24 protein-coding genes are annotated in these 25,420 nt (G+C 57.8%); 9 read left to right on the forward strand and 15 right to left on the reverse strand.

Going from position 1 to position 25,420, the window contains the following annotated elements:
- Positions 1 to 7: 7 nt before the first annotated feature.
- Positions 8 to 1,831: a sulfatase-like hydrolase/transferase gene (locus tag LOH54_RS11180; protein WP_231019157.1), complete on the forward strand. Its 1,824-nt coding sequence runs from the start codon at positions 8 to 10 to the stop codon at positions 1,829 to 1,831.
- 17 nt (positions 1,832 to 1,848) lie between these two features.
- Here LOH54_RS11180 and rffA read toward each other — a convergent pair whose 3' ends face one another.
- From rffA to LOH54_RS11205, 5 genes are read right to left on the reverse strand one after another with little or no spacing between them, the layout of a single operon-like run.
- Positions 1,849 to 2,979: a dTDP-4-amino-4,6-dideoxygalactose transaminase gene (gene rffA, locus LOH54_RS11185; protein WP_231019158.1), complete on the reverse strand. Its 1,131-nt coding sequence runs from the start codon at positions 2,977 to 2,979 to the stop codon at positions 1,849 to 1,851.
- A complete protein-coding gene (locus tag LOH54_RS11190; protein WP_231019159.1) occupies positions 2,976 to 3,875 on the reverse strand; it encodes a methionyl-tRNA formyltransferase in 900 nt (299 codons plus the stop codon). The genes rffA and LOH54_RS11190 overlap by 4 nt, the downstream gene beginning before the upstream one ends.
- Positions 3,872 to 4,939 (reverse strand): TDP-N-acetylfucosamine:lipid II N-acetylfucosaminyltransferase family protein, encoded by a 1,068-nt coding sequence (locus tag LOH54_RS11195; RefSeq protein WP_231019160.1) that lies wholly within the window; start codon positions 4,937 to 4,939, stop codon positions 3,872 to 3,874. The genes LOH54_RS11190 and LOH54_RS11195 overlap by 4 nt, the downstream gene beginning before the upstream one ends.
- Positions 4,936 to 5,703 (reverse strand): glycosyltransferase family 2 protein, encoded by a 768-nt coding sequence (locus LOH54_RS11200; RefSeq protein ID WP_231019161.1) that lies wholly within the window; start codon positions 5,701 to 5,703, stop codon positions 4,936 to 4,938. Before LOH54_RS11200 ends, LOH54_RS11195 begins: the two co-directional genes overlap by 4 nt.
- Positions 5,704 to 5,718: 15 nt before the next feature.
- Positions 5,719 to 6,180, reverse strand: a complete 462-nt coding sequence (locus LOH54_RS11205) for an acyltransferase (RefSeq protein ID WP_231019162.1) — start codon at positions 6,178 to 6,180, stop codon at positions 5,719 to 5,721.
- 298 nt (positions 6,181 to 6,478) lie between these two features.
- On the opposite strand from LOH54_RS11205, the gene LOH54_RS11210 reads away from it, so the two are divergent.
- A complete protein-coding gene (locus LOH54_RS11210) occupies positions 6,479 to 7,234 on the forward strand; it encodes a lipopolysaccharide kinase InaA family protein (RefSeq protein WP_231019163.1) in 756 nt (251 codons plus the stop codon).
- Here LOH54_RS11210 and LOH54_RS11215 read toward each other — a convergent pair.
- A complete protein-coding gene (locus tag LOH54_RS11215; RefSeq protein WP_231019164.1) occupies positions 7,231 to 8,277 on the reverse strand; it encodes a glycosyl transferase family 90 in 1,047 nt (348 codons plus the stop codon). The genes LOH54_RS11210 and LOH54_RS11215 overlap by 4 nt on opposite strands.
- Before the next feature lie 130 nt (positions 8,278 to 8,407).
- Here LOH54_RS11215 and LOH54_RS11220 point away from each other — a divergent pair, with 130 nt between their 5' ends.
- Together LOH54_RS11220 and LOH54_RS11225 are read left to right on the forward strand one after the other, a co-directional pair.
- The gene (locus LOH54_RS11220; protein ID WP_231019165.1) at positions 8,408 to 9,454 is read left to right on the forward strand and encodes a glycosyltransferase family 4 protein; all 1,047 of its coding nucleotides are present in this window, start codon (positions 8,408 to 8,410) and stop codon (positions 9,452 to 9,454) included.
- A gap of 70 nt (positions 9,455 to 9,524) precedes the next feature.
- Positions 9,525 to 10,382 (forward strand): sulfotransferase family protein, encoded by an 858-nt coding sequence (locus tag LOH54_RS11225; protein ID WP_231019166.1) that lies wholly within the window; start codon positions 9,525 to 9,527, stop codon positions 10,380 to 10,382.
- Here LOH54_RS11225 and LOH54_RS11230 read toward each other — a convergent pair.
- The 4 genes from LOH54_RS11230 to LOH54_RS11245 all read right to left on the reverse strand — a co-directional run bounded on the left by LOH54_RS11230 (position 10,372) and on the right by LOH54_RS11245 (position 14,502).
- Entirely contained in the window at positions 10,372 to 11,103 is a 732-nt protein-coding gene (locus tag LOH54_RS11230) for a sulfotransferase (RefSeq protein WP_231019167.1), read from the reverse strand. The two genes, LOH54_RS11225 and LOH54_RS11230, sit on opposite strands and share 11 nt — an antisense overlap.
- A gap of 188 nt (positions 11,104 to 11,291) precedes the next feature.
- Positions 11,292 to 12,311, reverse strand: coding sequence for a dTDP-glucose 4,6-dehydratase (gene rfbB, locus LOH54_RS11235; RefSeq protein ID WP_231019168.1), 1,020 nt, complete (start codon positions 12,309 to 12,311; stop codon positions 11,292 to 11,294).
- The gene (gene rfbA, locus LOH54_RS11240) at positions 12,308 to 13,177 is read right to left on the reverse strand and encodes a glucose-1-phosphate thymidylyltransferase RfbA (protein ID WP_231019170.1); all 870 of its coding nucleotides are present in this window, start codon (positions 13,175 to 13,177) and stop codon (positions 12,308 to 12,310) included. Before rfbA ends, rfbB begins: the two co-directional genes overlap by 4 nt.
- A 2-nt stretch (positions 13,178 to 13,179) precedes the next feature.
- Positions 13,180 to 14,502 carry a UDP-glucose dehydrogenase family protein gene (locus LOH54_RS11245; protein WP_231019171.1) on the reverse strand — a complete coding sequence of 441 codons (1,323 nt, stop codon included), beginning with the start codon at positions 14,500 to 14,502 and terminating at the stop codon, positions 13,180 to 13,182.
- A 156-nt stretch (positions 14,503 to 14,658) separates the two neighbouring features.
- On the opposite strand from LOH54_RS11245, the gene LOH54_RS11250 reads away from it, so the two are divergent.
- The 3 genes from LOH54_RS11250 to waaF are packed head-to-tail and all read left to right on the forward strand — an operon-like array spanning position 14,659 to position 18,801.
- A complete protein-coding gene (locus LOH54_RS11250; RefSeq protein ID WP_231019172.1) occupies positions 14,659 to 16,545 on the forward strand; it encodes an LTA synthase family protein in 1,887 nt (628 codons plus the stop codon).
- A gap of 25 nt (positions 16,546 to 16,570) precedes the next feature.
- Positions 16,571 to 17,833 (forward strand): glycosyl hydrolase, encoded by a 1,263-nt coding sequence (locus LOH54_RS11255; protein WP_231019173.1) that lies wholly within the window; start codon positions 16,571 to 16,573, stop codon positions 17,831 to 17,833.
- A complete protein-coding gene (waaF, locus tag LOH54_RS11260; RefSeq protein ID WP_231019174.1) occupies positions 17,830 to 18,801 on the forward strand; it encodes a lipopolysaccharide heptosyltransferase II in 972 nt (323 codons plus the stop codon). The genes LOH54_RS11255 and waaF overlap by 4 nt, the downstream gene beginning before the upstream one ends.
- Positions 18,802 to 18,979: 178 nt before the next feature.
- On the opposite strand, the gene LOH54_RS11265 is transcribed toward waaF, so the two are convergent.
- From LOH54_RS11265 to rfaD, 3 genes are read right to left on the reverse strand one after another with little or no spacing between them, the layout of a single operon-like run.
- Entirely contained in the window at positions 18,980 to 19,582 is a 603-nt protein-coding gene (locus tag LOH54_RS11265; protein ID WP_231019175.1) for a YfaZ family outer membrane protein, read from the reverse strand.
- Positions 19,576 to 21,012, reverse strand: a complete 1,437-nt coding sequence (rfaE1, locus tag LOH54_RS11270; RefSeq protein WP_231019176.1) for a D-glycero-beta-D-manno-heptose-7-phosphate kinase — start codon at positions 21,010 to 21,012, stop codon at positions 19,576 to 19,578. The genes LOH54_RS11265 and rfaE1 overlap by 7 nt, the downstream gene beginning before the upstream one ends.
- The gene (gene rfaD / locus LOH54_RS11275) at positions 21,009 to 22,016 is read right to left on the reverse strand and encodes an ADP-glyceromanno-heptose 6-epimerase (RefSeq protein WP_231019177.1); all 1,008 of its coding nucleotides are present in this window, start codon (positions 22,014 to 22,016) and stop codon (positions 21,009 to 21,011) included. The genes rfaE1 and rfaD overlap by 4 nt, the downstream gene beginning before the upstream one ends.
- A gap of 180 nt (positions 22,017 to 22,196) precedes the next feature.
- Here rfaD and LOH54_RS11280 point away from each other — a divergent pair, with 180 nt between their 5' ends.
- Entirely contained in the window at positions 22,197 to 22,493 is a 297-nt protein-coding gene (locus tag LOH54_RS11280) for a c-type cytochrome (protein WP_231019178.1), read from the forward strand.
- 160 nt (positions 22,494 to 22,653) lie between these two features.
- On the opposite strand, the gene mqnP is transcribed toward LOH54_RS11280, so the two are convergent.
- Together mqnP and LOH54_RS11290 are read right to left on the reverse strand one after the other, a co-directional pair.
- Positions 22,654 to 23,514: a menaquinone biosynthesis prenyltransferase MqnP gene (mqnP, locus tag LOH54_RS11285; RefSeq protein ID WP_231019179.1), complete on the reverse strand. Its 861-nt coding sequence runs from the start codon at positions 23,512 to 23,514 to the stop codon at positions 22,654 to 22,656.
- 4 nt (positions 23,515 to 23,518) lie between these two features.
- Positions 23,519 to 24,391 (reverse strand): alpha/beta hydrolase, encoded by an 873-nt coding sequence (locus LOH54_RS11290; protein ID WP_231019180.1) that lies wholly within the window; start codon positions 24,389 to 24,391, stop codon positions 23,519 to 23,521.
- A 62-nt stretch (positions 24,392 to 24,453) separates the two neighbouring features.
- Here LOH54_RS11290 and miaA point away from each other — a divergent pair, with 62 nt between their 5' ends.
- On the forward strand, positions 24,454 to 25,350 hold the full coding sequence (gene miaA, locus LOH54_RS11295; RefSeq protein ID WP_231019181.1) for a tRNA (adenosine(37)-N6)-dimethylallyltransferase MiaA: 897 nt from the start codon (positions 24,454 to 24,456) through the stop codon (positions 25,348 to 25,350).
- Positions 25,351 to 25,420: the final 70 nt, after the last annotated feature.

Raw genomic sequence — 25,420 nt, forward strand, 5'->3', positions numbered from 1 at the left:
TGACACCATGACATCGCAGCATCTTGCCCTCTTTTTCAAAGCCAACCTGCTCACGACCGGTCTGCTCTCACTGGCCTTTGCCCTCTTCAACAGCCACTACACCCCCTCGGCCCTGCTCTTCACCGCGGCGGCCCTGCTCTCGACGACGGCGACGCTTTACCTTATCTACTGGCTGCTTCTGCGCGCTTTTTTCCGCCTGACCCGTCTGGCGGCGGTGCTGCTTCTGCTACTGTTCTTTCTCACCGATCTCCTACTCATGACCGACTTCGCCATCTACCGCATCTGGAACTTCCATATCAACGGCATGGTGCTCAATATCCTCTTTTCGCCGGCCGCCTACGACAGCCTGCAGATGACGGGCCAGGCCGTCGTAATCGTCTTCATCGTCATTGCCGTCCTGGCGGCGCTGCTGCTCCTCGGGCTGAAGCGGATCGCCCGGATTCCCGCCCAGAGGGCATTGCGGGTTAACCGCCGGCTGAACCGCAGCCTCGTGCCCCTGCTCTTCCTCGTCATCGTCGGCGAAAAGCTGACCTACGCCGTCGCCAACCTTCACCTTGACGGCAACATCCTCGAACGCACGAAGGTCGTCCCCCTTTACCAGCCGCTGCTGATGGACGACCTGCTCATCGGCACCTTCGGCATGAAAAAAGCGCAGAACGACGGGATCAGCGTCAATATCAAGAAGATTACCAACATCCGCTACCCGCTGCACCCCATCAGCGTCACCCATCCCAAAACGCCCAACATCTTCATCTTCGGCGTCGACGCCCTCCGCCCCGACATCGTCAACGACGACAACATGCCGAACATGGCCGCCTTCAAACGCGAGGCCGTCGATTTCGAACGCCACTACAGCGGCGGTAACAATACGCGCTTCGGCTTCTTCTCGATCTTTTACGGCATCAATTCCAGCTACTGGTTCGGCTTCCTCAATGCCAAGAAGGGGCCGGTACTCTTCGAGACCCTCAAGAAACTGGGCTACCAGATCAGCATCGACTCCAGCGTCAACACGGCGTGGCCGGAGTTCCGGCAGACGATCTTTTTCGACGTCCAGGACGAAATCAAGGATGATTACAACGGTACCAAGACCGAGAACGACCTGGCGACCGTCAACTATTTCGACGAGTGGCTGGGACGCCAGGAGCCGGACAGACCCATGTTTGCCTTCGTCTGGCTCGATTCGGTCCACAGCCGGGCCTACGACGACGCTTTCCGAAAGTACACCCCCGACAAGGTCAGCAGCCAGTACCTGACGGCGACCGCCGAGGAGAGAACGGAGCTCTTCAACATGTACAAAAACGCCGCCTACGAAGTCGACGACCGCTTCGCGCGTTTCATTGCCGCCCTCAAGGCCAAGGGGCTCTACGACGACGCCGTCATCATCGTCCTCTCCGACCACGGTCAGGAGTTCTTCGAGCACGACCATTACGGCCACAACTCCGCCTACGACCGCGAACAGGTCGGTACGCCGCTGTATCTCCGTATCCCGGGCACGGGACCGAAAAAGATAACCCGCCTCACCTCGCACCTTGACATCGCCCCGACGCTGATGGCGATGCTGGGGGCGGACAACCCCGCAAGCGACTATGCCCACGGGCATGATCTCTTCGCCCCGGACTACCGCCGCGAATGCGCCTTCGTCGGGAACTGGAACGAAAACGCCATCATCTGCAAAAAAGAGACTTTCGTCATCTCCGACGTCCTCTCCAAGGCCTTCAACAACGAGATACGGGATACAGAGACATACAAAAAGATCAAACTGAACGATAAGAAAAGGATGAATGAAATCATGATCAAAAGTCTGGAGGAGAACCGGCAGTTCAGCCGGTAATACGGGGAACTGAAGGTCTAGTCACCGTAGAAGGATGTCACGACGTCGATGACCTGCTGGCGCGTCGCCTCGCCCATCCCGAAGTAAAGCGGAAGGCGGACAAGACGCTCGCTCTCAACGGTCGTGAAGCGGTCTTCGCCGTGGAAACGGCTGAACCGTTTACCCGCCGGCGATGCATGCAGCGGGATGTAGTGGAATACGGCCAGTATCTCTTCCGTCTTGCAGTGCTCCAAGAAAGCGGTGCGCTCTTCGAACGAACGGCACTTGAGGTAGAACATATGGGCATTGTGCTCGCAGTGTGCCGGTATCGTCGGCAGGTCGATACCTTTTTTTTCCAGTAAGGCAAACGCATCGTAATAGTGCCGCCAGCTTGCCAGGCGGTCCGCATTGACGGCATCGGCCGACTCCAGCTGCGCATAAAGATAGGCAGCGTTGATATCCGCCGGCAGGTAGGATGAACCGATATCGACCCAGGTATACTTGTCCACCATCCCCCGAAAGAACTGGCTGCGGTTTGTCCCCTTCTCCCGGATGACCTCCGCCCGCTCGGCGAAACGCCCGTCGTTGATGATCAGCAGTCCGCCCTCGCCGCCGGCGGTGTAGTTCTTCGTCTCGTGGAAACTGTAGGTTCCGATGTGCCCGATGGTGCCCAGCGCTCGCCCCTTATAGGTCGCCTGCATCCCCTGCGCGGCATCCTCGATGACGTAGAGATCGTGGCGTTCCGCGATCGCCATGATCGTATCCATCTCGCAGCCGACGCCGGCGTAGTGGACCGGCACGATCGCCTTCGTTTTATCGGTGATCGCCGCTTCGATCTTCGTCTCGTCGATATTGAGGGTGTCGGGACGGATGTCGACGAAAACGATCTTCGCCCCTCTCAGGACGAACGCGTTGGCCGTCGATACGAAGGTGTAACTCGGCATGATCACCTCATCGCCCGGCTCGATCTCTATCAGAATAGCCGCCATCTCCAGGGCATGGGTGCATGACGTCGTCAAGAGCGCCTTGGCACACCCGAGCTCGCGCTCGAACCATTCGTGGCACTTCTTCGTGAATAAGCCGTCACCGGAGATCTTCCCGCTTCGAACCGCTTCGAGCATATACGCATCTTCTTTACCTGTGTACGCCGGTACATTAAAAAAAATCATGAGGGTCTGTCCACCTTTTCAAATCGGGATCGAAACTGTTTCAGGGGCAATACGCTTTCGCCTGTTTTGCTCTTTCGGGCATCGAGGATCCTGAGCACTCCTCGCTTGCAAACAACGACCGGGTACCCCTCTGCGTAAAAGATCACTTTGCCGATATGGCTGTCGCGGTCCTCGATCGCCACGTCTGAGCACACTTCGACGCTGACCAGCGTGATCATCTCACCGTTCAGCAACAGTTTGGCACCATCGTACGGTGAACCGAGGGCGTCCACTTCGCGTTTGATGCGATCGGCGTCTTTATGCAGGTCAATGCAGTAATCTTCCGCATCCCGCCAAAGACTGTACGTGGCTTCCGACTCCCTTTGCGGCGTCCCCGTAACCCCTTTGCCGCCGATGATGGCCGCGCTGATGGTGTTGACCAGTTTGGAATAGAGCGGCGCAATTTTTTCAATCGCCTGCTGGATGGTCATTGGATAAGCGATGTCGATCGCTTCCTGAGCGATGATATCCCCTTTGTCATACTCGTCTGCGGCGAATATGGCCGTGACGCCAAGACGCTCTTCCCCGTTGATCAGGGCGTTGACGAGTGGCGCAAACCCCCGGTATGCCGGCAAAAGAGAGTCATGGAAGATGATCAGGTTCGCCGAGGAGGGCAGCAACCAGCGCCAGCCGATCGTAAACGCATAGGTATCCGCCGCTCTTGCCGGCTCTTCCCCGCGTGCAAAAAATGCGATGCCGTACGTACTGCAAAGCTGCCCGATCCTGTCAAAATAATCCGTCTCCATCTGTGCATCCCTCGCCGAACAGACATAGGTGATCTTCTCCGTTCCGTATGCTTCGACAAAGTTTTGAAGGGTAACATACCCTTTTTCCGTCATGAGGTAAAAGACGATCATCGCTGTCCGCTTCCCTGAAAAATCTCTGCCCATTGCGTTTGCAATACGGCATCCGAAAAGAGCGTTTGGATGCGTTGACAGTTCGCTTCTTCCGTCTCTGCAGGCAACCGTTCAATCGAAAGCGGCCCGCAGCTGTCAAACAGCTGCACCCCTTTCTCCTCAAAAAGTCCCCACGTGGAGATGTCGCTTCGCAGATAGACTTTCTTGCCAAGGCCGAGCAGTGTGATGATGTTCCCCATTGCCTGCTGCCGTTTATGGTTGAACACCGCGATGTCAATCTCGGCGAGGGAGTTCAAGTACTCTTCACAAGGCAGAAACGTCATCAACGGCTGGAATTTGTCGCCGAACCACGCTTTGCCCGTTGCTGCCACCTTCTTTGCATGCTGTTTGCTTCCGTACGAAAGCGGGCAGATGATTTTGATCTTTTCATCGGCATAGGGGCGTAGCTTCTGTAGGATATCCAGATGATTGTTCGTGGGGTTTGCCGAATTTCCGACCTGGATACAGATCTCCTCTTTCTCCGTATCGGGAAGCGGGATCGCCTTGTAGGTATTGCTTTGGTACATCAGACATTCATGATAGCTGCCCTCGGCACCGTACCAGCGCCTCGCAAGCTCGTAATCGCCGCGAATGTAGGTGACGAGACCCGCAATGCGCTTGATCACCTGACGCTTTTTATACAGATAGAATTGCCGCTTAAGCTTCTTTTTCTTGGCGGGGTAGTCATAAAGGTCTCCCCCCCATACGACCCAGTACGCTTTGGCGCAGAACCGCAGGTTGTAAAAGAAAAAGTCGATGATCCCGCGGATCAGCAGACTGTGGATGATCACCTTTTCCGCCTGTTCAAAATAGGGCTTCAACTGCTTGACGGCCGAGAAATAGCGCAGCGGGCTGTTCATACTCTTGATAACGATCACATTGGGATGATCCGGTACGGGGTGCTTCGCCTGCGACACGCCCCCCAGAATGATGAACAAGTGTTCATCAGGGTTGAAATGGGTATGAATGAAGGTGATGAAGGAAGCGATGAACTTCTCGTTCTTCATGATGTGCAGGTATTTCATGCCGACGTCTTTTCCTCTGCTTCATTCTCCTGCATCTCGATCAGGATCATGTATTTCATATAGGTATTGAACCCGGAGATGATCGAGACCGTCCAGCCGGGCATGCCGTGGAACATCCCGCCTTTGACGACCAGCTTTTTGAAGAACGTCAGTCCGCCGTGCAGGAACGGGTCGTACCAGCGGGCCCGCTTCCCCTTGGCATGCAGCATGCGCGCACCCCGGGCGGCAAACTTTTCGATGTTGTTGATCATCTGCCCGTAGCTCTTGTAGGAGTAGTGCAGCAGGTCCGCGTCAAGCTCCTTGACCTTCTCCGCCTCGACTTTCGCATGGCCGATCGCCTGCGTGAACCCGGCACTGTTGCGGTTGTACAGGCGCACGAGCCGGTCCGGATACCACAGCTTGATGAAGTGTCTTCCGATAAAACTCTTCCGGCGGAAGGCGTATGCGTCATACCCGCTGTTCGCCAGATCAAGGCCGGCGATCGCTTCGACCGCGTTTGCGTCAAGCCGCTCATCGGCATCGAGGCTCAGGATCCAGTCGTTCGCGGCCAGCGGTGCGCCGAATGCTTTTTGCGGTCCGTCCCCGAGGTAGGGCTGGACGACGACCTTGGCCCCGAGGGATTCGGCGATCTCCCTCGTTTTGTCCGTGCTCCGCGAATCGACGACGAGGACCTCATCGCACACGGCCTGAACGGAACGGATCGCATCCGCTATGTTCTCCTCTTCATTCAGTGTAATGATATTTGCTGTAATTTTCTGCTTCATTCGATCCGTTCTTCGTTAATTAGGTAGTGCTTTTTTATAGGCGACGGGGATGCCCGCGTAGATGCCCGCATGCTCCAGCGGACGGTTGACGACCCCTTTGGCCGCGACGACGCTGTTCGCGGGCAGTACGCTCCCCTTCAGCACGTTGACGTCGTTCGCCAGCCAGCACCCCTCGCCGATCTCAACGCTGCCCAGCGTATAGTCGCTTTTCGAGACTTTCCCGCCGGCAAGCCTGTGGTCGTGGTCATAGACCTTGACGCTCTCTCCGAAAAGGCAGTCCGCCCCGATGCGGATCGCGTCGCGGCAGAGAATCGTGCAGTTGCGGTTGAAGAAACACCCCGCGCCGATACGGAGCGCAGCATTTTTGCGGACGCCGATCAGCGTGCCCGACTTCAGGGTGATGTCGCCCTCGATCGTCAGGGTCGCCCCCCTGGCGACTTCGATCGTAAAAAAGCCGTTAGCGTGTATGCGCCCCATCAGCTTTACCCTCTTGGAATAGAAGAGCTTGAGATAATACGAATAAATAAAAGTGTAGAGCCGTGCAATCGATTTCAATCGGTGTCCCAGTCTTGTATAGTGATAGCTAATTTTATCAGATTACCTGCCCAACAATCCTTGCGCAAGCCCTTGTGCGTTTTGAAAACATTCGGATTCAATATTCTTTTCCCCCCCGGTTGTTATAATGCTGCCCATCGTCCGTTATTTCCATCACGGCCCCGCTGTGACGCAAGTCAGAAGCACAGCACCATACCACTCACTTACAAAAGGGTTGCCGTTGTCTGTCAACTATACGATCCATCCCGACTATGCCGAGTTTGAAGCAGAGCTGCTCTCGGTCGAAGCGCAATTCTCCTCCTCGGATGAAAGCATCCACAAAGCGCGCAACGAACTGCGGATCGTCCCCATGCACGGTATCAAGACCGTCATCAAGGCCTTCAAAGTCCCCCACCTGCTCAACCGTTTCGTCTACGCCTATCTGCGCGATTCGAAAGCGAAAAAGTCCTATAACAATGGCGTCCGGCTTCTGGAACTGGACGTGCCGACTCCCCAGCCCATCGGCTACATCGAGTTCTTCCGGGGCGGCCTCTTCGCGCAGAGCTACTTCATCTCCAAATACGAGCCCTACGACTTCACCATCCGCGAAGTGTTGCACCACCGTGTCGAGGACGTCGAAACAATCCTGAAGGCCTTCACCGCCTTTACCCATATGCTGCACCAAAAAGGGGTCTGGCACGAGGACTATTCGCCGGGCAACATCCTCATACGGAAAACGGCGGATGGGTACGGTTTCATGCTCGTCGATATCAACCGGATGCAGTTCCGTCCTATCCCACCGGCGGAGGGAATGAGGAACTTCGGCAAACTCTGGGCCAAAGCGCCCGAACGCACCCTGATCGCCCGGGAATACGCACGACTCAGCGGGATGGACGAAGCCGCGGCCCTGCAGGCCATCGAGACCTGCGCGCGCAAAACCGAGGCCGCCGTTGCCCTGAAAAAGCGGCTCCGGGGCAAAAAGAAAAAAGCCTCCTAGATCCCCAGCGCGGCCAGACGCGGCCGCTTCAGACGCCATGACGGCCGTGACCTTCTGCGCGGATGCGGCGTGCCCGCTTCCAGCTGTCCCGAACGCTCGAAATACTTCTCCAGCACCGACAGGGATACGACCGCTTCGCGTTCCGCATCCCGGAAGCGCGCCACGTGGCGGTGGGCATTGGCGATAATCGCCTTCGCCTCCTCCGGGCGGGCGCTGTAGTAGGCGATCTTCTCCTCCAGATCGGAGTAGTCATCTTTGAGCAGCACGTAGTGGTAATCGGGGATGAGGGTCCCCTCCATAAACCAGGTCTCGTACTTCGGGCGGGCCATCAGCGCCAGGGAGTTGGAGGACATGATCCATTTGAGGTTCGACGCGACGTCGTTTCCTTCGATGGAGATGACGAACTGGTACTGCAGCTGCTCTTTGAGCGTCATCCGCCCCTTCTGCCACGGCACCTCTGTTTCGAACTTCGTATTCGTCTGCCCGATATCGCAGAGCGGGTGGTTATAAAAGCGCTTTACAAAAGCCCTGCGGTGTTCACCGTACGCCTTGCCGCGCCAGACGGCCATGCTTTTTTTTGCCTCGAAGGGGAGTGCATCGTTCACAAAGACGAAATGGCGCACTTTATTGAGATTCATCAGGACGGAATTGCGATTGTCCCCGGCGATGGGGCGGCTCTTGACCAGGGTCGGCTGCGGCGGCACGTGGGTGATGTCGCCGAAGAGGTAGGCGCTGCGGCACTCGGGGCGGAAATAGCGCCACCAGCCGTAAAGGTCGAAAAAGTAGGTCTTTTTTTTCGCTTTTCTGAAGGCGTCCAGCGACTGGGCTTCATTGCCGAGACGGAACGTGGCATCGCACCGGTTGTAATAGTGCAGTCTCTCTTGCACCTCTGTGTCCGTTCTCCCTTTCTCCAGCCGCGCCTCCCGGCGCGGACGGAAGAGAACACCCGGCAGCGGGTAAGCGAGCACGTTTTGAAGATAATAGGTAAACTTGCTGTTCCGGTCCGCGTCGATCCGCAGATAGCGGGAGTTCCACATCGCCATACACCCTTCGGCCCCGTCGGCGGGGCATCGTGATTTTTGGCAATGTTACAGTACCATACGGCATCCTTCCGACACGAACCGGTTACCGTTCGGATACGTCGGAAAAGCGCCGACGAGAGGACTTCCAACCATGACGCATCCCGCCACCGGCATGCTTATCGCCCACGCCAACTTCGCCAAGGGATTCCGCGGCGGCGAGCGGCAGACGCAGCTGCTGATCGAAACACTCTCGCAGCGGGGCTACCGCCAGCGGCTGCTCGTGCGCAAAGGTTCGGAACTGGGACGGCGCTGCCGGGGCATTGCGAATCTTACCGTCATCGAAATCGGCAAACCCTACGCCCTCCACCTGGGCCATCTCAAAGGCGCGGGAGTGCTGCACGCCCATGAAACAAAAGCGGCGCAGTTCGCCCTCTTCGGCAAATGGTTCCTCGGCATCCCGTACATCGTCACGCGGCGGGTCGACCACGCCATCACAAACAACGCCTTCAACCGGTCGATTTACGCCTCCGCCGCGCAGTGTGTCGCCCTATCCGAAGCCATCAAAACGGAGATCCTAAAGATCGTCCCGGGGACCGATGTCGCCATCATCCCCAGTGCCTGGAGCCGTCTGGATACAGATGAAGAGCGTATCCGTCAGCTGAATACCCGGTTTGAGGGGAAATTTATCGTCGGGCAGATCGGCGCGCTTGTCGACGCCCACAAGGGGCAGGCCGTCCTCATCGAGGCGGCCCGCATCCTGGAACGGAGCCACCCCGATATCCATATCATCTTGCTCGGGGGCGGCAGCGACGAAGACGTGCTGAAAGCGGCGGCGGCGGATCTTGGCAATATCACCTTTGAAGGGTTCGTCAACAACGTCGGCGACTATCTGGCATGTTTCGACCTCTTCGCCTTCCCCTCCCGCTACGAAGGGCTCGGTTCCATCCTCTTTGATGCCATGCAGTTCGATGTGCCCATCGTCGCCTCGAATGTCGGCGGCATCCCCGACATCATTCATGATGACGCCAACGGCCTCCTCGTGCCGCCCGGCGATGCCCGTGCGCTCGCCGAGGCCATCAAGCGCCTTTACGGCGATGCTGCCCTTCGCGCGCGGTTGAGCGCCCGTGCCCGGGACGAACTCGACGCCTACTCGCCCGCCGCTATGACCGAAAAGTACGAACGGCTCTATCGGCGCTAAGCGCTGAAAATCAGCGAACCCCAACACCCTTTACTGTATTATTATCATCACACAAACAAGGAAATACTCTATGTTCGGAAACGTCAAAGCAAAGCTCGACCTGCTTAAAGACTACTTTTATACGAAACGGGCGCTGAAAGCCGAGCCGCACCTTTTTGACCATGTCGAAACCTACTGTATGTTCGTCGGCTATCCGCGCAGCAGCCACAGCCTGATCGGCTCGTTGATCGACGCCCATCCCCAAACCACTATCGCCCACGAGCAGGATGTGCTCAAGTATATCAAGTACGGGTTTTCGAAAGAGGCCATCTTTCACCTTCTGCTGCGCAACGCCAAGGCGTTCACCGAGGCCGGCCGCGAGTGGACGGGCTATTCCTATGCCGTCGAAGGCCAGTACCAGGGCAAATACACCGACCTGAAGGTGATCGGCGACAAACGCGGGGGGAACAGCTCCAGGCGTTTCAGCCGGAACCCGGAACTGCTGAAGAAACTGAAAAAGACCATCGACCTCCCGATCAAATTCATTCACGTTATCCGGAACCCCTACGACAATATCAGCACCATGGCCTACCGGGCCGTCGGTTCGGACAAAAGCAAAGTGACGCCGGAAGCGTTAACAGGAGAACTCGAACACTACTTCTCCCTCGTGGAGACGGCGAATTCGGTCTTTAAACAGGTGGATGCGGACGATGTGATCCATATCAAAATCGAAAACTTCATGGAGCACCCGAAAGAGGAGCTGAAAAGAGTATGCGATTTTCTCGGCCTTGAGACGACCGAGGAGTATCTCGATGCCTGCGCGGCGATCGTCTATACGAAACCGCATAAAACCCGTAACGACTATACGTGGGACGACGCGCTCAAAGCACGGGTGGCAGGGGAGATCGAAAAGTATCCCTTCTTCGAAGGCTACAGCTTTACGGCTTGAAAGCGTAGCCGAGCTCTTCCATCTTTTCCCCGGCGATCTCCCAGAACTGCTCTTTCCAATGGCGCGGCCATTCGTCATACTTGGGGAAGAACTCGATCCGGTTGCGGTTGACTTTCTTCTCCAGGGAAGCACGGACCTTCGCTTCGTCATACACCAGGCCGTCAAACTTCGCCAGGATGTCGAAGATGAGCTCTTTGTTCGTCTTAAAGAGCTCCTCGAACTTGATAATCATGTCCGGCTGGGTCTCGATGGCGCGGGTGTTGACTGTTTTCCAGTACCAGGCCAGTTTCTGCAGCGCGTTCCAGTTCTCCCACAACGCCTGCGCCGGGTCGCCGGGAATATGGAAGGGGGTCATGTGGTCGTTCGTGATATAGCGGCCGCGGTTGAGCCATGAGGTCACAACATCCCTGCCGTCGCGGACGATGTGGAACACGAGGGCATCGGGGAAGGCGTCTCGGATCAGCGGAATAGCGGCGAAAAGGTGGTAGTTCGTTTCCACGTACCACTCTTCGGAATGCTTCATGTGCCACCAGCGCCGCGGCAGCGCAAAGTAGTATTTCTCCCACATTGTGTGGGGGCGCGACATCAGCTGGTGCCCCCGCTTTCTGAATGCGGGTTTCGGTTCGTGCAGGCTCCAGGAGTTCTCAACGACATTGTTGAAAAAATCGGTAAAGAAATCGGTCCCGGTCCGTCCCGTAGAAACAAAAAAAGCTGTCTTCAAGCTTTCTCCTTCTTGAATATTAAATAGTCTTCTCTGCACAGCGGTCCTCTTGGTAGAAGGCTTTTTTCGGCAATGCGACGCTATTGCCTGTGCAGTCATAAAGAGCATTGCATTGTAAAAAGATTGTACTCAATGCGATATTAGAAGCGAATAGCACCACTCAGCGACAAGGAGCGTACCCGCTACTTTTAAACGGGCACGTTATTGCGTTTAAGATACCACTCCACCGTCTTGACGATCCCGCTCTCAAAATTTTCGTCTGCTCTCCATCCGAGCTCCGTTTCGATCTTCGTCGCATCAATGGCGTATCGGCGGTCGTGCCCCGCCCGATCCTCGACGTAACGGATCTGTTCCTTGTAACTTCCATCTGATTTTGGTTTAAACCCATCAAGAATCTTGCACACCTTATCCGCAATGTAGTTGTTGGTACGCTCGTTGCTGCCACCGATATTGTAGACCTCTCCGCTACACCCTTTATGGTAGGCCAGGTCGATCCCTTTACAATGGTCGAGTACATAAAGCCAGTCACGGATGTTCTTGCCGTCACCATAGATGGGGATAGACTCTCCCGCAAGAGCTTTACGGATGATCGTCGGAATCAGCTTCTCGTCATGCTGCTTCGGGCCGTAGTTGTTCGAGCAATTCGTGATGACGGTGTCCATACCGTACGTGTGGTGGTAGCTGCGTACGACCATGTCGCTGCCAGCTTTTGACGCACTGTAGGGGGAGTTTGGAGCATAGGGCGTCTCTTCGGTAAAGAACCCCGTTTCTCCCAGGGTGCCGTACACTTCGTCAGTGGAGATGTGGTGGAAGCGGCACCCTTCAAACCCCTCCTTGTAAACGAAGGGTTTGTGCATCCACCGTTTATATGCGACGTCGATCAGGGTAAAGGTACCGTTCACATTCGTCTCGATAAAGACCCCGGGGTTAGCAATAGAGTTGTCGACGTGACTCTCGGCCGCAAAGTGGATGACGCCCCGGATATCCAAGTCCTCGAAGAGCTGCTCGACGAGAGCACGGTCGCAGATGTTGCCTTCGACGAAGGTGTAGCGCTCGTGCCCCTCCACCTCTTTGAGGTTCTCGAGGTTCCCAGCGTAGGTCAGCAGGTCGAGGTTGACAAGGTGATACTCCGGGCACTTCTCCAGGAAATAAGGAACAAAGTTGCTGCCGATGAAGCCGGCACAGCCGGTGACGAGAATCGCTGTCATCTCTCCTCCACCAGTTCGATAAGATACTGACCGTACTCCGTCTTTTTAAGCGGTTCGGCCAGTTTTCTGACTTGCTCGGCATCGATCCAACCGTTGGCGTAGGCGATCTCCTCGATACAGGCGATCTTGTATCCCTGCCGGTGTTCGATGGTCTGTACGAACTGCCCCGCATCCAGCAGGCTGTCGTGGGTACCCGTATCAAGCCAGGCATACCCGCGCCCCATCAGTTCCACCTGCAGCGCTCCACGCTCAAGGTACATCCGGTTCACGTCGGTAATTTCCAGTTCACCCCGTTCCGACGGTGTGATACCCTTGGCAATCTCCACGACATCGTTGTCGTAGAAATAGAGGCCCGTCACGGCGAAATTGGACTTAGGCTTTTCCGGTTTCTCCTCGATCGAGATGGCACGTCTGCTCTCATCAAATGCTACAACGCCGAAACGCTTCGGGTCCTTGACCTTATAGCCGAATACCGTGGCACCCTTTTCGCGTGCGGCGGCTTTTCGCAAAATGGTCGTAAAATCCTGTCCAAAGAAGATATTGTCCCCCAGCACCAAACAGACACTGTCATCCCCGATAAAATCCTCTCCGAGGACAAAGGCCTGCGCCAAACCTTCCGGTTCGGGCTGGACAACGTATTCGAAACGCATCCCGATATCGCTGCCGTCACCAAGCAACTCCTGAAACCGCGGCAGGTCCTTTGGGGTGGAGATAATCAGTACCTCGCGGATCCCGGCGAGCATCAATACTGAAAGAGGATAATAGATCATCGGCTTATCGTAGACCGGCAGCAGCTGTTTGGAAACACCCTTCGTAATCGGATAGAGCCGTGTCCCGCTGCCCCCGGCCAAGATAATGCCTCTCAACCTCAGACCCCAATCTGGAAGTATTCGAATCCGAGACGCGCCATACGTTCCTTGTCGAACTGGTTGCGGCCGTCGAAGAAGATGGGGCTGTTGAGGCGTTTGTCGATCTCGTCGAAGTCGGGGCTGCGGAACTCCTGCCACTCGGTGACGAGGATGAGCGCGTCGGCGCCGGTGAGAGCGTCGTATTTGCTGTCGACGTATTCGACGCTCTCGTTGCCCTTGAGATAGTAGCTCTCCGCCTCGTGGCGGGCTTTCGGGTCGTAGGCCTTGATCTTCGCGCCGCGTGCCGTGAGGGCGTTGATGATCGTGATGGAGGAGGCTTCGCGCATATCGTCCGTTTCCGGTTTGAACGCCAGCCCCCAGACGGCGAAGGTAAGGCCCGAGAGCTCCTCGCCGAAACGTTTGATCACCTTGTCCGCCATGACCATCTTCTGATCGTAGTTCACCGCTTCGACGGCGTCGAGGATCCGCGGGGTATAGCCGAAATCCTTGGCGGTTTTGGCGAGGGCCTGCACATCCTTGGGAAAGCAGCTGCCGCCGTAGCCGCAGCCCGGGTAGATGAAGCTGTAGCCGATGCGGCCGTCGCTGCCGATGCCGTGGCGCACTTTGTTGACGTCCGCGCCGACGCGTTCGCAGATATTGGCCATCTCGTTCATAAAGCTGATCTTCGTCGCGAGCATCGCGTTCGCGGCGTATTTGGTCATCTCGGCGCTTTTGATATCCATCCCGATAAAACGGTCGCTCTTTTTCATGAAGGGGGCGTAGAGGTCGTGCATGACCTGCATCGCCGTCTCGCTCTCGGCACCGATGACGACGCGGTCTGGGTGCATGAAGTCCTCGATGGCCGCGCCCTCTTTGAGGAACTCCGGGTTGGAGACGACGTCAAACGCCAGGTCGACGCCGCGCTTGTCCAGTTCTGTCTGGATCGCGGCTTTGACCTTGTCGGCCGTACCGACGGGAACCGTCGATTTGTCGACGACGACCATGTAATGCTGCATATGCTCGCCGATGCTTTTGGCGACGGCCAGCACGTACTGAAGGTCCGCGCTGCCATCTTCGCCCATCGGGGTACCGACGGCGATAAAGGCGACATCCGTCGAAGCGATCGCCTCCTGGATATCGGTCGTGAATGCCAGGGTGCCCTTCTCGTGGTTCTCCAGGACCATCGTCTCCAGACCCGGTTCATAGATCGGGATGATCCCCTGGCGCAGTTTCGCGATCTTTCCCTCATCGATGTCCACACAGGTGACGCTGTTGCCCATCTGCGCAAAACAGGTCCCGCTGACCAGGCCGACATAGCCCGTGCCGATGACGGATATTTTCATCTCTTCGCTCCTCGCGGTTTTCTTGGAGGTGATTGTACCCAATGGGGTATTAGAAATAGGATACAATAGGGTTACATTCTGACAACAAAACAGCGCATTCCGGGGAGAACGTCCCCCGTACTCCCCCGATGCCGGTAACCGGGGAGAGGGTAGTCCATGATTTTTTTGCGCAACTACTTTACGCTGTTTGCACTCGCCTATCTGCTGCTGGCGGCGACCAAACTGCTTTTTCTCGCCTTCTACGCCGATCGTTTCGGCGGCTACCCCTTTGCATCCCTGCTGCACGCCCTTGTATGGGGGTACCGTTTCGATTTCGCCGCCGCCGCCATCGTCACGCTGTTTGCGACGCTGGGGCAGTTTAATGCCCGGCTTCTGCACATCGGTGCCGCGCTGCTTCTCGGTTCGCTCGTCATGCTGCAACTCTCCGACATTCTCTACTTCGAAGATGCCTCCCACCATATCGCCTACGAGATCACCGATGTTTTCAACGATGCCGGCGGGCTTTTTATGACGGCGCTCGGGCAGAACACCCTCTTCACCCTCACCGCACTGACCGCCGTGCCGCTGATGGTATGGGGCTTCTACCGTTTTGGCCGCGCCCGGCTGCACCCGGTTCCCCTCGACCGCTACTACCTTCCGAAAACCCTGCTGCTGTTGGGCCTTTCCGTCTTCTTCATCCGCGGGATGTTCGCGCACATCCCCCTGACCCCCTGGCAATCAAGCCAGATCGGAGACGCCCGCCTGGCGCAGCTGGCACTTAACGGGAGCTACAGCGCCCTCTTCTCCCTCGTCGACACGGAAGGGCGTCTCCTGCCCCGACGCGTCGCCAAGCTTTCGCCGCGGGAAGTCAAACGGGGGTTTGCCGAAATCTATAACGACGGCAGCACCGCGAACGGCATGGACGCCGCGCCGAACGTCATCTTCTTCTTCCTAGAAGGGTGGAGCGGCGTCAATATGCAGCCCTACGGGCATGCGCTCCAGACGACACCCTTTTTCGACAGTATCCTTCCCCGTTCGCTCCGTCCGAAAGCCGCGATTGCCGGCGGTCACCGGACGACGGAAGGGATGTTCACCACCCTCGTCTCCTATCAGAACCCCCTTGCCAGGAGTGTCGCGAAAACCCAGCTGCAGAACTTCCGCTACCGTTCGGTCATCGACCTCTTCAATGCCCGCGGATACCGCAGTATCTTCTTCCAAGGGACAGCCAAGGAGACCAGCGGCACGGGCGCGCTGGCACAAAAACTGGGTTTTCGAGAAAGCTACGGCAAAGAGGACGTGACCGAACGCCGATTCGGAAGCAACTTCTGGGGCGTCTACGACCAGGACCTCTACGCCTTTACCCTGCAGAAACTCGGGGAGAGTTCTTCGCCTTTCGTGCTCGGTATCAACGGTGCCACGACCCATGACGACAAGCTCCCGGAGGGGGTCGGGAAAACCCGTTTCGCCGATGATGAAAAACAGAACAACCGCCTGAATGCGCTGCATTTTGCGGACGCGGCCCTGGGAGAGTTCGTCGCGGCGGTGCAGGTACGCTACCCGAACACGCTCTTTGTCTTTTTCGCCGACCACTGCGGCGGAGGCGTCGACGGCACCTTTGAGAACTTTATGATCCCCCTTGCCTTCTACGGTGCCAGCATTGCACCGCACTACCTCGACCATTATGTGTCGCAGCGTGACATCGCCCCGACCGTCGTCGACATCGTCTTCGGGGATTACAAAAAACTGATGCCGGATTTCAGCGGAAAATCGCTTGTCAGCGATCACCATTTCGTCGCCGATTATTACCGCAACGGCATCTTGGGGTGGGTCGAGGGGATGCAAGCCGTCGAGTACCTTGCTGACACGGGAGAAGTCACCTGCTATGACGTCTCCCGATACAGGGCAAAACCCGCAGCGTGCGAGCGCAATTCCGAAGACTATACCCTGCGCGCCGCCGCCTTTACCGACGTCTCCCAGCGACTGCTGTTTGCCGGGGAAACAGGCCGTTTCCATACCTACCGCGCAACCCGGCCGGCGTACGCCTCTCTGGCGGGCAGACGCTGACACCCGCTTCGCTATAATACGTCCCATGAAACCGCCGTACGCATGGGATTTCCACTCCGATCAGCCTTATCAGCTCAAAGACCGCGCCCTCAAACACAGGCTGCGCAAAGCGCAACGTGCCTCCCTCGTCAAAACGGCGCTCTCGGGCCTGCTATGGCTGCCGCTGGCCCTCCTGGCCATGCCCTTCCTGCGCCGCCACCCTATTGACGCCCCCCGCTTTGCCGGGCTGGTCGTCGACCCTTTGCGCGCGCCGGACGCCACGTTGAAAGCGGTCGCTTCGCTCGGTGTCGAGGAGCTGTTGATCCGGGTCAAACTCTGGGAGCGCAGCGAACTGGACAGTATCGTCTCTTTCGTCAGGCAGCTTGAGGGGAAACAGCTCTTTTTCGTCCTGATGCAGGACCGCGAACACATTGAGGACGCCGCACTGCGAAAAGAGACGCTCGAACAGACCTTTACCGCCCTTTCCCCCTTCGGGAACCGCTTTCAGATCGGGACCACCCTCAACCGTGCCAAATGGGGGTTTGCCAGTGTCAACGAATACCTGGATTTTTTCAAAACGGCGCAGCATCTCCGTGACGATGCTTTCCCGGAGCTGCAACTTATCGGCCCGGGCGTCATTGATTTTGAATACCACTTCGCCGCCCACGCCCTTTTCAACCTCCGCGGTGTTCGCTTCGATGCCGTCAATGCCCTGCTCTACGTCGACCGCCGCGGGGCGCCGGAAAACACCCAGGCCGGGTGCGACCTCCCCTGCAAGATCAACTTTCTCTCCTCCCTGGTGATGCTCTCCCCCCGTGCAAAGCGTCCCCTTTACCTCACGGAGGCGAACTGGCCGCTGACGGGGACGGCCCCTTATGCACCGACCAGCGAAAAGGAGTGCGTCGACGAGGAGACCTACGCTTCGTACATGGTGCGCTACTACCTGCTCGCCCTGGCCACGCAGCAGGTCGCGACCGTCTACTGGCACCAGCTCGCCGCCCCGGGCTACGGTCTCGTCGATACGCGGGAAGGCTGGCGGGAACGCCCGGCATTTCACGCCTTCAAAACCATGACTTCCCTGTTGAAAGAGGCGCGGCACATCGCCCTTCAGCAGCGCCGCGAACGGTTCGAAATGGTGCTGCAGCGCCCCGAAGGCCTGCTGCGCATCTTCTGGACGAACGGGACCGAGTATACCCAGCACTTTGCCGAGCCCCGCCACTTTATCGGCCGTGACGGCAACCCCTTTACGACGGATGCCCTCACGGTCGCCGGCGCCCCGGTCTATCTGATTGAAAAGGACGAAGCGTGAAACTGCTGATCATCCTGCCCAACTGGCTCGGCGACGCGCTCATGGCCACGGCCGCCATCGAGTCACTCTGCGAATGCTACCCCCAGGCGCGGCTGACCCTGGTCGGCTCCTATGTCGCTATCGAAGCGCTCAAACACCACCCGATGTGTGTCAATGCCTACGTTGACGAGACAAAGAAGGGCGGGAACCGCCTTGCCAACACCTACCGCTTCGCCAAAACGATCGGCCGCCATGACGCCGCCGTCAGCTTCCGCAACCAGCTGCACGCCTCGCTACTGCTGCGCTGGACGGGGACCCCCAGAAGCGTCGCCCGTGCGAGCTGGCATGCGCGGCTGCTGCTCAGCGACGCCGTCGCCCTTTCGCGCGAGGAGCATCTGACGGCGCAGTACCAGCGGCTGGCCGACCGCCTCTGCGGCACCGAAACCGTGCCGGGGCCGCTGCGCCTCTTCATCCCGCCCCACACCTTTGAACGGCCGACGCTCGGCATCAACCCGGGGGCGACCTACGGTTCGGCCAAGCGGTGGTACCCCGAAAAGTTCGCCGCCGTCGCCGCCCACTTCGCCGACCGCTACGACATCGTCATCTTCGGCGGTCCCGGCGAAACGGCCATGGCGGAGGCGATTGAAAAGGATCTGCAGGCACGGGGGGTGGGGAACTACCGCAACCTTGCCGGAAAAACGACCATCACCGAACTCTGCGCCGCTGTCGGGGGACTTTCGCTCTTTGTCACCAACGACAGCGGTCCGATGCACGTCGCGGCCGCCTACCGCGTCCCCACCGTCGCGATCTTCGGCCCGACGCGCCACAAAGAGACCTGCCAGTGGGGCAACCCCAAAAGCGCCATCGTCCGCCACGACATGGAGTGCGCCCCCTGCATGAAACGCGAATGTCCCCTTAAACACCATGAATGTATGAAATCGATTGAAGCGTATGAAGTCATTGAGGCAGCAGAAAAACTTATTGTCTGATTCTGCCTTGTCAAAGGCTAGCTTCAGTGCCACAGCGGCCAGCGTAGCTTATGGGACTTTGTTCCATGAGCGTGTTCATCAATGGTGACACCATGAATGTATGAAATCGATTGAAGCGTATGAAGTCATTGAGGCGGCGGAGCGTCTGATCGTCCAGCCCCGCCGAGAAAGAAAGTGTTTAAAAGCGGAACTTGACGCCGACGTACCACGCCTCGTTGAAGGTGAAGTCCCCGCCGGGGAGATCGAAATCCGTATCGATTTTCCGGTAGCCCGCCGTCACCGCGGCGCGGTCGATGATCCGGATATCGAGGGAGAGGTCGTATTCGAGGTAGTTCTTCGCATCCTGCCACGCCAGCACCTCCGGTGCGTAATAGAGCGCCCCGCCCACGATAAAGGGAACCGGCAGGTTCAGCGGCAGCTCGTAACGCGCAAAAACACCGATCGGCAGGGCGTCAAAATCGTACCCTTCGATCGAGGTATAGACGAATTTCACCCCGAGCCCGAGGGTCAGGGCATCGGTGCCCGAGAGACGCTGCGCTACGGCAAAGTGCGCATCGAAGAGATCGTGGTCCTTGTCGCGGAGTTCGTCGCTGTGATGATAGGAGCCGCGGAGGTAACGGGCCCCGAGAAAGACCGTCTCCGGATCGACGGCATCGTTGAACTGTCCCATGTCAAAGTCGAGCTTCGCATTGAGATCGTAGTTGTTCAGGTTCAGTTCCGCTTCGTGCATCGCGAACAGCGAGCAGCCGAGCGCCAGCGTGGTTACCAAAGTTTTCAGCATGTTGTTCCCTCCTGGATTCTTGCTATGGTCTTCGTCGTACTTTTGCCTTCAACGAAATCGACGAGTTTCAGCTCGCCTGCAAATTCGGTTCCGACGACGGCTTTACCCTCATAGTCCCCCCCCTTGACGAGGACGTCGGGGCGGAGCATCTTGATCAGCTCGTAAGGCGTGTCGTCGCCGAATTTGACGACATAGTCCACCGACTCGAGGGCGGCGAGGATATAGGCGCGGTCGTCTTCGCTATTGACCGGGCGTGAGGGGCCCTTGAGCGCACGGACGGAGGCGTCGGCATTGAGCCCGACGATCAGGATGTCGCCGAAGCTCTTGGCGACCTGAAGGTACTTGACGTGGCCGACGTGCAGAATGTCGAAACAGCCATTGGTAAAGACGATGCGTTTGCCACCGGCCCGGCAGCGGTTGACGATCCGGTCGATCTCCTCGAAGCTCTTGATGTGCGCATCGGAACTGCTCTGGTGCAGCATCGCCTCGTACTCTTCGATCTCATCCAGGGTTACCGTCGCCGAACCGATCTTGCCGACGACGACCCCGGCAGCGAGGTTCGCGAAACGGGCCGCGTCGTCGATGCTGAGCCCCGAGCTCAGCGCAAACGCGATGGAGGCGATCACCGTATCGCCCGCCCCCGTCACGTCGTAAACCTCCTGGGCTACGGTCGGGAAACGCTTGAGCTTTTCGTCGAAGATCGCGATCCCGTCTTCGGAGAGAGTGATCATGGAACGGTCGAGGCCGCACTCGCTTTTCAGCCACAGCAGCGCCGCCTTGAGACTTTCGTCGTCTTTGATCTCGATGCCGGTCGCCTCGATCGCCTCTTTTTTGTTGGGGGTGAGCAGGTGCGCGCCGCGATACTTCGTGTAGTCGCGCCCTTTCGGATCGACGAGCACCTTCTTGCCCCCCGCGCGTGCGCGGGTGATGACCCCCTGTGCCAAGGTCGGGGTGAGCACCCCTTTGCCGTAATCGGAGAGAATAATGATGTCGTAGAGGAAAAGGTCCTTCTCGACTGCGGCGAGGATCTTCGCCTCGGAGCCCTCCGTAATGGCGTCCTTGGACTCTTTGTCGTAGCGCAGGATCTGCTGGTTCGCGGCGATGACGCGGCTCTTTTTGCTCGTCTTGCGGCCCGGCTGCGTCACCAGTCCCTCCGTCTTCACCCCGATGCTTTTGAGCATCAGCGTCAGCTCCTTGCCGTTGGCGTCGTCCCCGATAGCCGAAGCGACGCTGACGGAGGCGCCCAGGGCGATCAGGTTGTTGATGACGTTGCCCGCCCCGCCCAGTACCGTCGTCTCGTTAGCGACGTCGACGACCTGCACCGGCGCCTCGGGGGAGATGCGTTCCGCCCGGCCCCAGAGGTAGTGGTCGATCATCAGATCGCCGACGACGAGGATATTGGGACGGCTGTTACGCAGCAACTGGATCATTTGACCTCTTCTTCAAAGAGGCGCTTGATCTCGGGAATGTAGGCTTTGATCCCGTCTTCGAGCTCATAGCGCGGCTTGTAACCCAGCCCCCGCATCGTGCTGCCGATGTCCGCCTCGGTGTGGAACTGGTAGCGTCCGACAAAGGGGTTCGGGATGTACTCGCACGGCAGCGCTGTCCCCAGCTCTTTTTGGAGCGTGTCGACGATGGACTGGAAGGAGCGCGCCTTCCCGGTCCCGACGTTGTAGATGCCGTTCTCTTTGGGGTGCATCGCCAGGACGTTCGCCTGGATGATATCCTCGATGTAGATGAAGTCGCGCACGATCTTGTCCGAGCCTTCGAAGAGGCGCGGGTTTTTGCCCGAGAGGAGCTGGTGGCCGAACTGTACGACCATCGAGGCGGTCTTGTTCTTGAAGAACTCCCGCGGGCCGTAGACATTGAAATAGCGCAGGCCGACGATGCCGATCTTCTCGCGTTTCATGTAATCGCGGCTGAGATGGTCCATCATCAGCTTGGAGAAGCCGTAGACGTTCTGCGGCGCCTCGACCCCGACGCGCTGCGGCGAAGGGGCGTCACCGTAGGTCGCGCCTGAAGAGGCGTAGATCATATTGGCCCCCTGGCGCACCGCCATGTCAAGGAGGTCTTTATAGGCGTTAAGGTTGGTGCGGATCATTAGGTCCTGCTCCAGCGCCGTCGTGTCGGAGATCGCCGCTTCGTGGAAGATGTAGTCGAAATCGTAATCTCCCTCCAGCTTGGCCAGCAGCGCCTTGTCGTTGATGTCGCCGCTGATCACCTCGCCGCGGAAGCCGATCAGGTTCTTGAAGTGACCGAAGCTTTTAAGGTTGCCGTTGCTGAGCGTCTCACCGCTGCGGAAGCTGTCGAGGACGACGACATGGGCATCGGGGTGATTCTCCTGAAAATAGAAAGCCAGGTTCGCGCCGATAAAGCCCGCGCCTCCCGTGATCAAAATCGTCTTGTCTTTCAGGTCGTCATCAATATAGCGCATCGTTTTCCCCATGTTAAAAATAATGGGGATTTTACCATTTTGAACGTAACAACCCTCTAAGAGCCTGTTTATTCAACAGAAGTGAACATCTCGTTAAGCGAAACTAATAGGAATGATTAACAATGTTTAAGAGTCAAATCTGTATAATGAACCCCGAAATTTTCACTTGGAGACCTAAAAATGAAAAAAATCGCTCTGACTCTGCTTGTTGCTAGCGTATCTCTTATGGCGGCTGACGGTGCTGCTCTGTACAAAAAATGTGCTGCATGCCACGGTGCAAACGGCGAGAAAAAAGCCCTCGGCAAATCTCAAGTCATCAAAGGCTGGGATGCTGCTACGACTGAAGAAGCGCTCAACGGTTACAAAGCCGGTACACGCAACATCCACGGTATGGGTGCACTGATGAAAGGTCAGGTTGCTCCGTACTCTGAAGCAGACATCAAAGCTGTTGCAGCTTACATCGCTGGCCTGAAGTAATTCCGGCCCCGTTCCGCATCCCTGCGGGACACCTCTTTTCTAGACGCAATTTTCCACCCTACCCCGCTTTAACAAAACGTTCAACCGCATCCATACGGACATCAGCTATATTCTCACCGGACTGACAGCGATTACCCCTAGCAGTTTCAGCCTCAACGGCCTAGCGCATCCACTGGTCCAGAATGATCAGCACCAGGAAAACGATCCCGAGGTAGCCGTTGACGGTAAAGAAGGCGCGATCGATCTTCGTAAAGTCCTTGCGGACAAGGTAGTGTTCATACCCCAGCATCAGCGTACTTGCTGCCACAGCCATCCAGGCAAAAAAGCCCAGCTCCGCCGCCCAGACGAACATCCACCAGAACAGCACCGTATTGAGGTGAAAGAGGGTCGAGATGAAGAGGGTCGCTTTCGGGCCGTAGACGGAAGGCACGGAGTGCAACCCGTGAAGCTTGTCGAATTCGATATCCTGCAGCGAATAGAGCAGATCAAAGCCGGCGACCCAGAAAAGGACGCCAAGGGAGAGCAGCACCGACCACTGCGGCACACTTTCGCTCACCGCAACCACCCCGGCCAGGGGCGCAAGTCCCAGGGAAATGCCCAGCACGACATGGGCCAGCTCGCTGAAACGCTTGAAATACGAATAGCTTCCCAGTACCGCCAGGACGGGAATCGCCAGCATAAAGGCCAGGTCGTTGATCAGGTAGGCGACAATGATAAAGACGAGGGCGTTGACAACGGAAAAAAGCAGGATCGTCGTGCTGTCAAGACGGCCGTCGGCATTGGGGCGCTCCTGGGTCCTCGGATTCAGCGCGTCGATATCGCGGTCGGCATAGCGGTTGACCCCCATGGCGAAGTTGCGCGCCGATATCGCCGCAAGGATCCCCAGCAGCAGCAGCGAAAATCCGAACCATCCCCCGGCGGCGACGATCATCGCGATAAAGATGAACGGAAGAGAGAAGATGGAGTGCTGGAACATCACCAGCTCATTGAAATCATGCAGTTTGGCGACGATGCGTTTCACCCGGCTACTCACTTTTTTGTTTAATTGTATCAAAAATCAGCATAGCCGAGGCATCCTGGTCAAAGAGAGGCCTGCGCAGAAACGACAAAAAGCGCTGCCGGACCCGGGGATGGGCGAAGGCGTTGATATGCCCGGCATCCGTCACGAGCCAGAAGGCGCGCGGCCGCGCCGACGCATCAAAGAGCTGCCAGCTGTGGTTGGGGGAGATGATGCCGTCTTTGGAGCCGGCAAGGTAGAGCTTCGGCACCGCCAGCGACGGGGCGATCCCGATGGGATCAAAGCGGTCCGTCAGGGCCAGCGTCGCGCTCCACTGCACCGGCCACCCCACGACGGAGCGGTCAAGTGCCTCCCTGCCCGCCTGGGGCAGCGAAGCGAAGGTACTGTCGAAGACGGCCAGCGCAATCCGCTCCGTCCCCCGCCGCGCCAGGGCATTAAACAGCAGCGCACCCCCCAGCGACTGCCCGATGACGGTCACCTTTCCCCCGCGCCGGGCCAGCACGTATCCCAGGGCGGCTTCGGTGTCCTCCACCGCCCCCTCCAGCCCCGGGGTGCCCTCCGAGGTGCCGTACCCCCGGTAATCGAAGATAAATACCTCGTACCCCGCCCGTACCAGCCAGTCAAACCCGGTAAAGTGCGCCGAGATGTTCTGCGCGTTTCCGTGCACAATGATCACCGTTCCCAGCCGTGCGGATGGCGGTTCGAGCCACCAGCCCGACAGCCGCGTACCGTCTTTCGAATCGAAGTGCGCTTCCCGGTAACTGAGGTTGAGATCCGAGGGCGTCGTGTAGAGCCGCGAATCGGGCTGGAACACCATCGCTTCGCACCCCCATAACGCCAACAGCGTCACGATCGCAACCGCATAGCCCGCCAGTTTCATCCTGCTTCTCCTTGTACCCGTTGCACACAACTTTAACAGCGATTGTAGCGTATACTGTCGTCATGAAAACGATCGCCCTCATCGGACCCACGGCCTCGGGCAAGAGCGACCTCGCCCTGCAAGCCGCCGCCGTCACGGGTGCACGTATCCTCTCCCTTGATTCCCTCAGCATCTACAAAGGGATCGACATCGCCTCCGCCAAGCCCACCATTGAAGAGCGCGGGGAGATCATCCACTACGGCATCGACGTCCTGACGCCGGACCGGCCCTTCGACGTCACGACCTTCGTCGACCTCTACCGGCAATCCCGCCGCGACTGCGAAGCCGCCGGTGTGCCGCTGATCATCGTCGGCGGCACCTCCTTTTATCTCAAGGTGCTTTTCGAAGGGATCTCCGAAACCCCCGTCACCGATGAAATAACGCGGCAAAAGGTCGCGGCAATGCTGCAGGACCAGGCGAAGGCGTACGCCCTTCTTCAGAGCGTCGACCCCGCTTATATGGCCGGGATCGACGCCAACGACCGCTACCGCACCGAAAAGATGCTGACGATCTACCTGCAGACGGGCACTGCCCCCTCGGCATGGTTTGCGGCCCACCCCCCCGAACCGATCCTGACCGATGTCCCCCTCTTCGCAATCGACGTCCCCCGCGACCTGCTGCGCGAGCGTATCACCCTGCGCACCCACAAGATGATCGCCTCCGGGCTCATCGATGAAGTCGCCCGTCTCGAGCAGCAGTACGGGCGTGTACCCAACCCCATGAAGGCGATCGGCATCATCGAAGTGCTGGCGTTCCTTGACGGGAAAGTCTCCAAAGAGGAGATGACACAACAGATCATTACCCACACGGCGCAGCTTGCCAAACGGCAACAAACCTTTAACCGCAACCAGTTTGCCTCACAAACCCTGCTGCCCTACGAAGCACTGCTGGAGCCCATAATTTCCGCTCTTTCCGATTAACTTTTACGCCCATTTCACCTTAATTCCCTCCGTGTTATAATAGATAAATATACACTTAATAATATCGATC

Source organism: Sulfurimonas sp. HSL-3221 (assembly GCF_021044585.1).
In the GTDB taxonomy this organism is placed as follows: domain Bacteria; phylum Campylobacterota; class Campylobacteria; order Campylobacterales; family Sulfurimonadaceae; genus Thiomicrolovo; species Thiomicrolovo sulfuroxydans.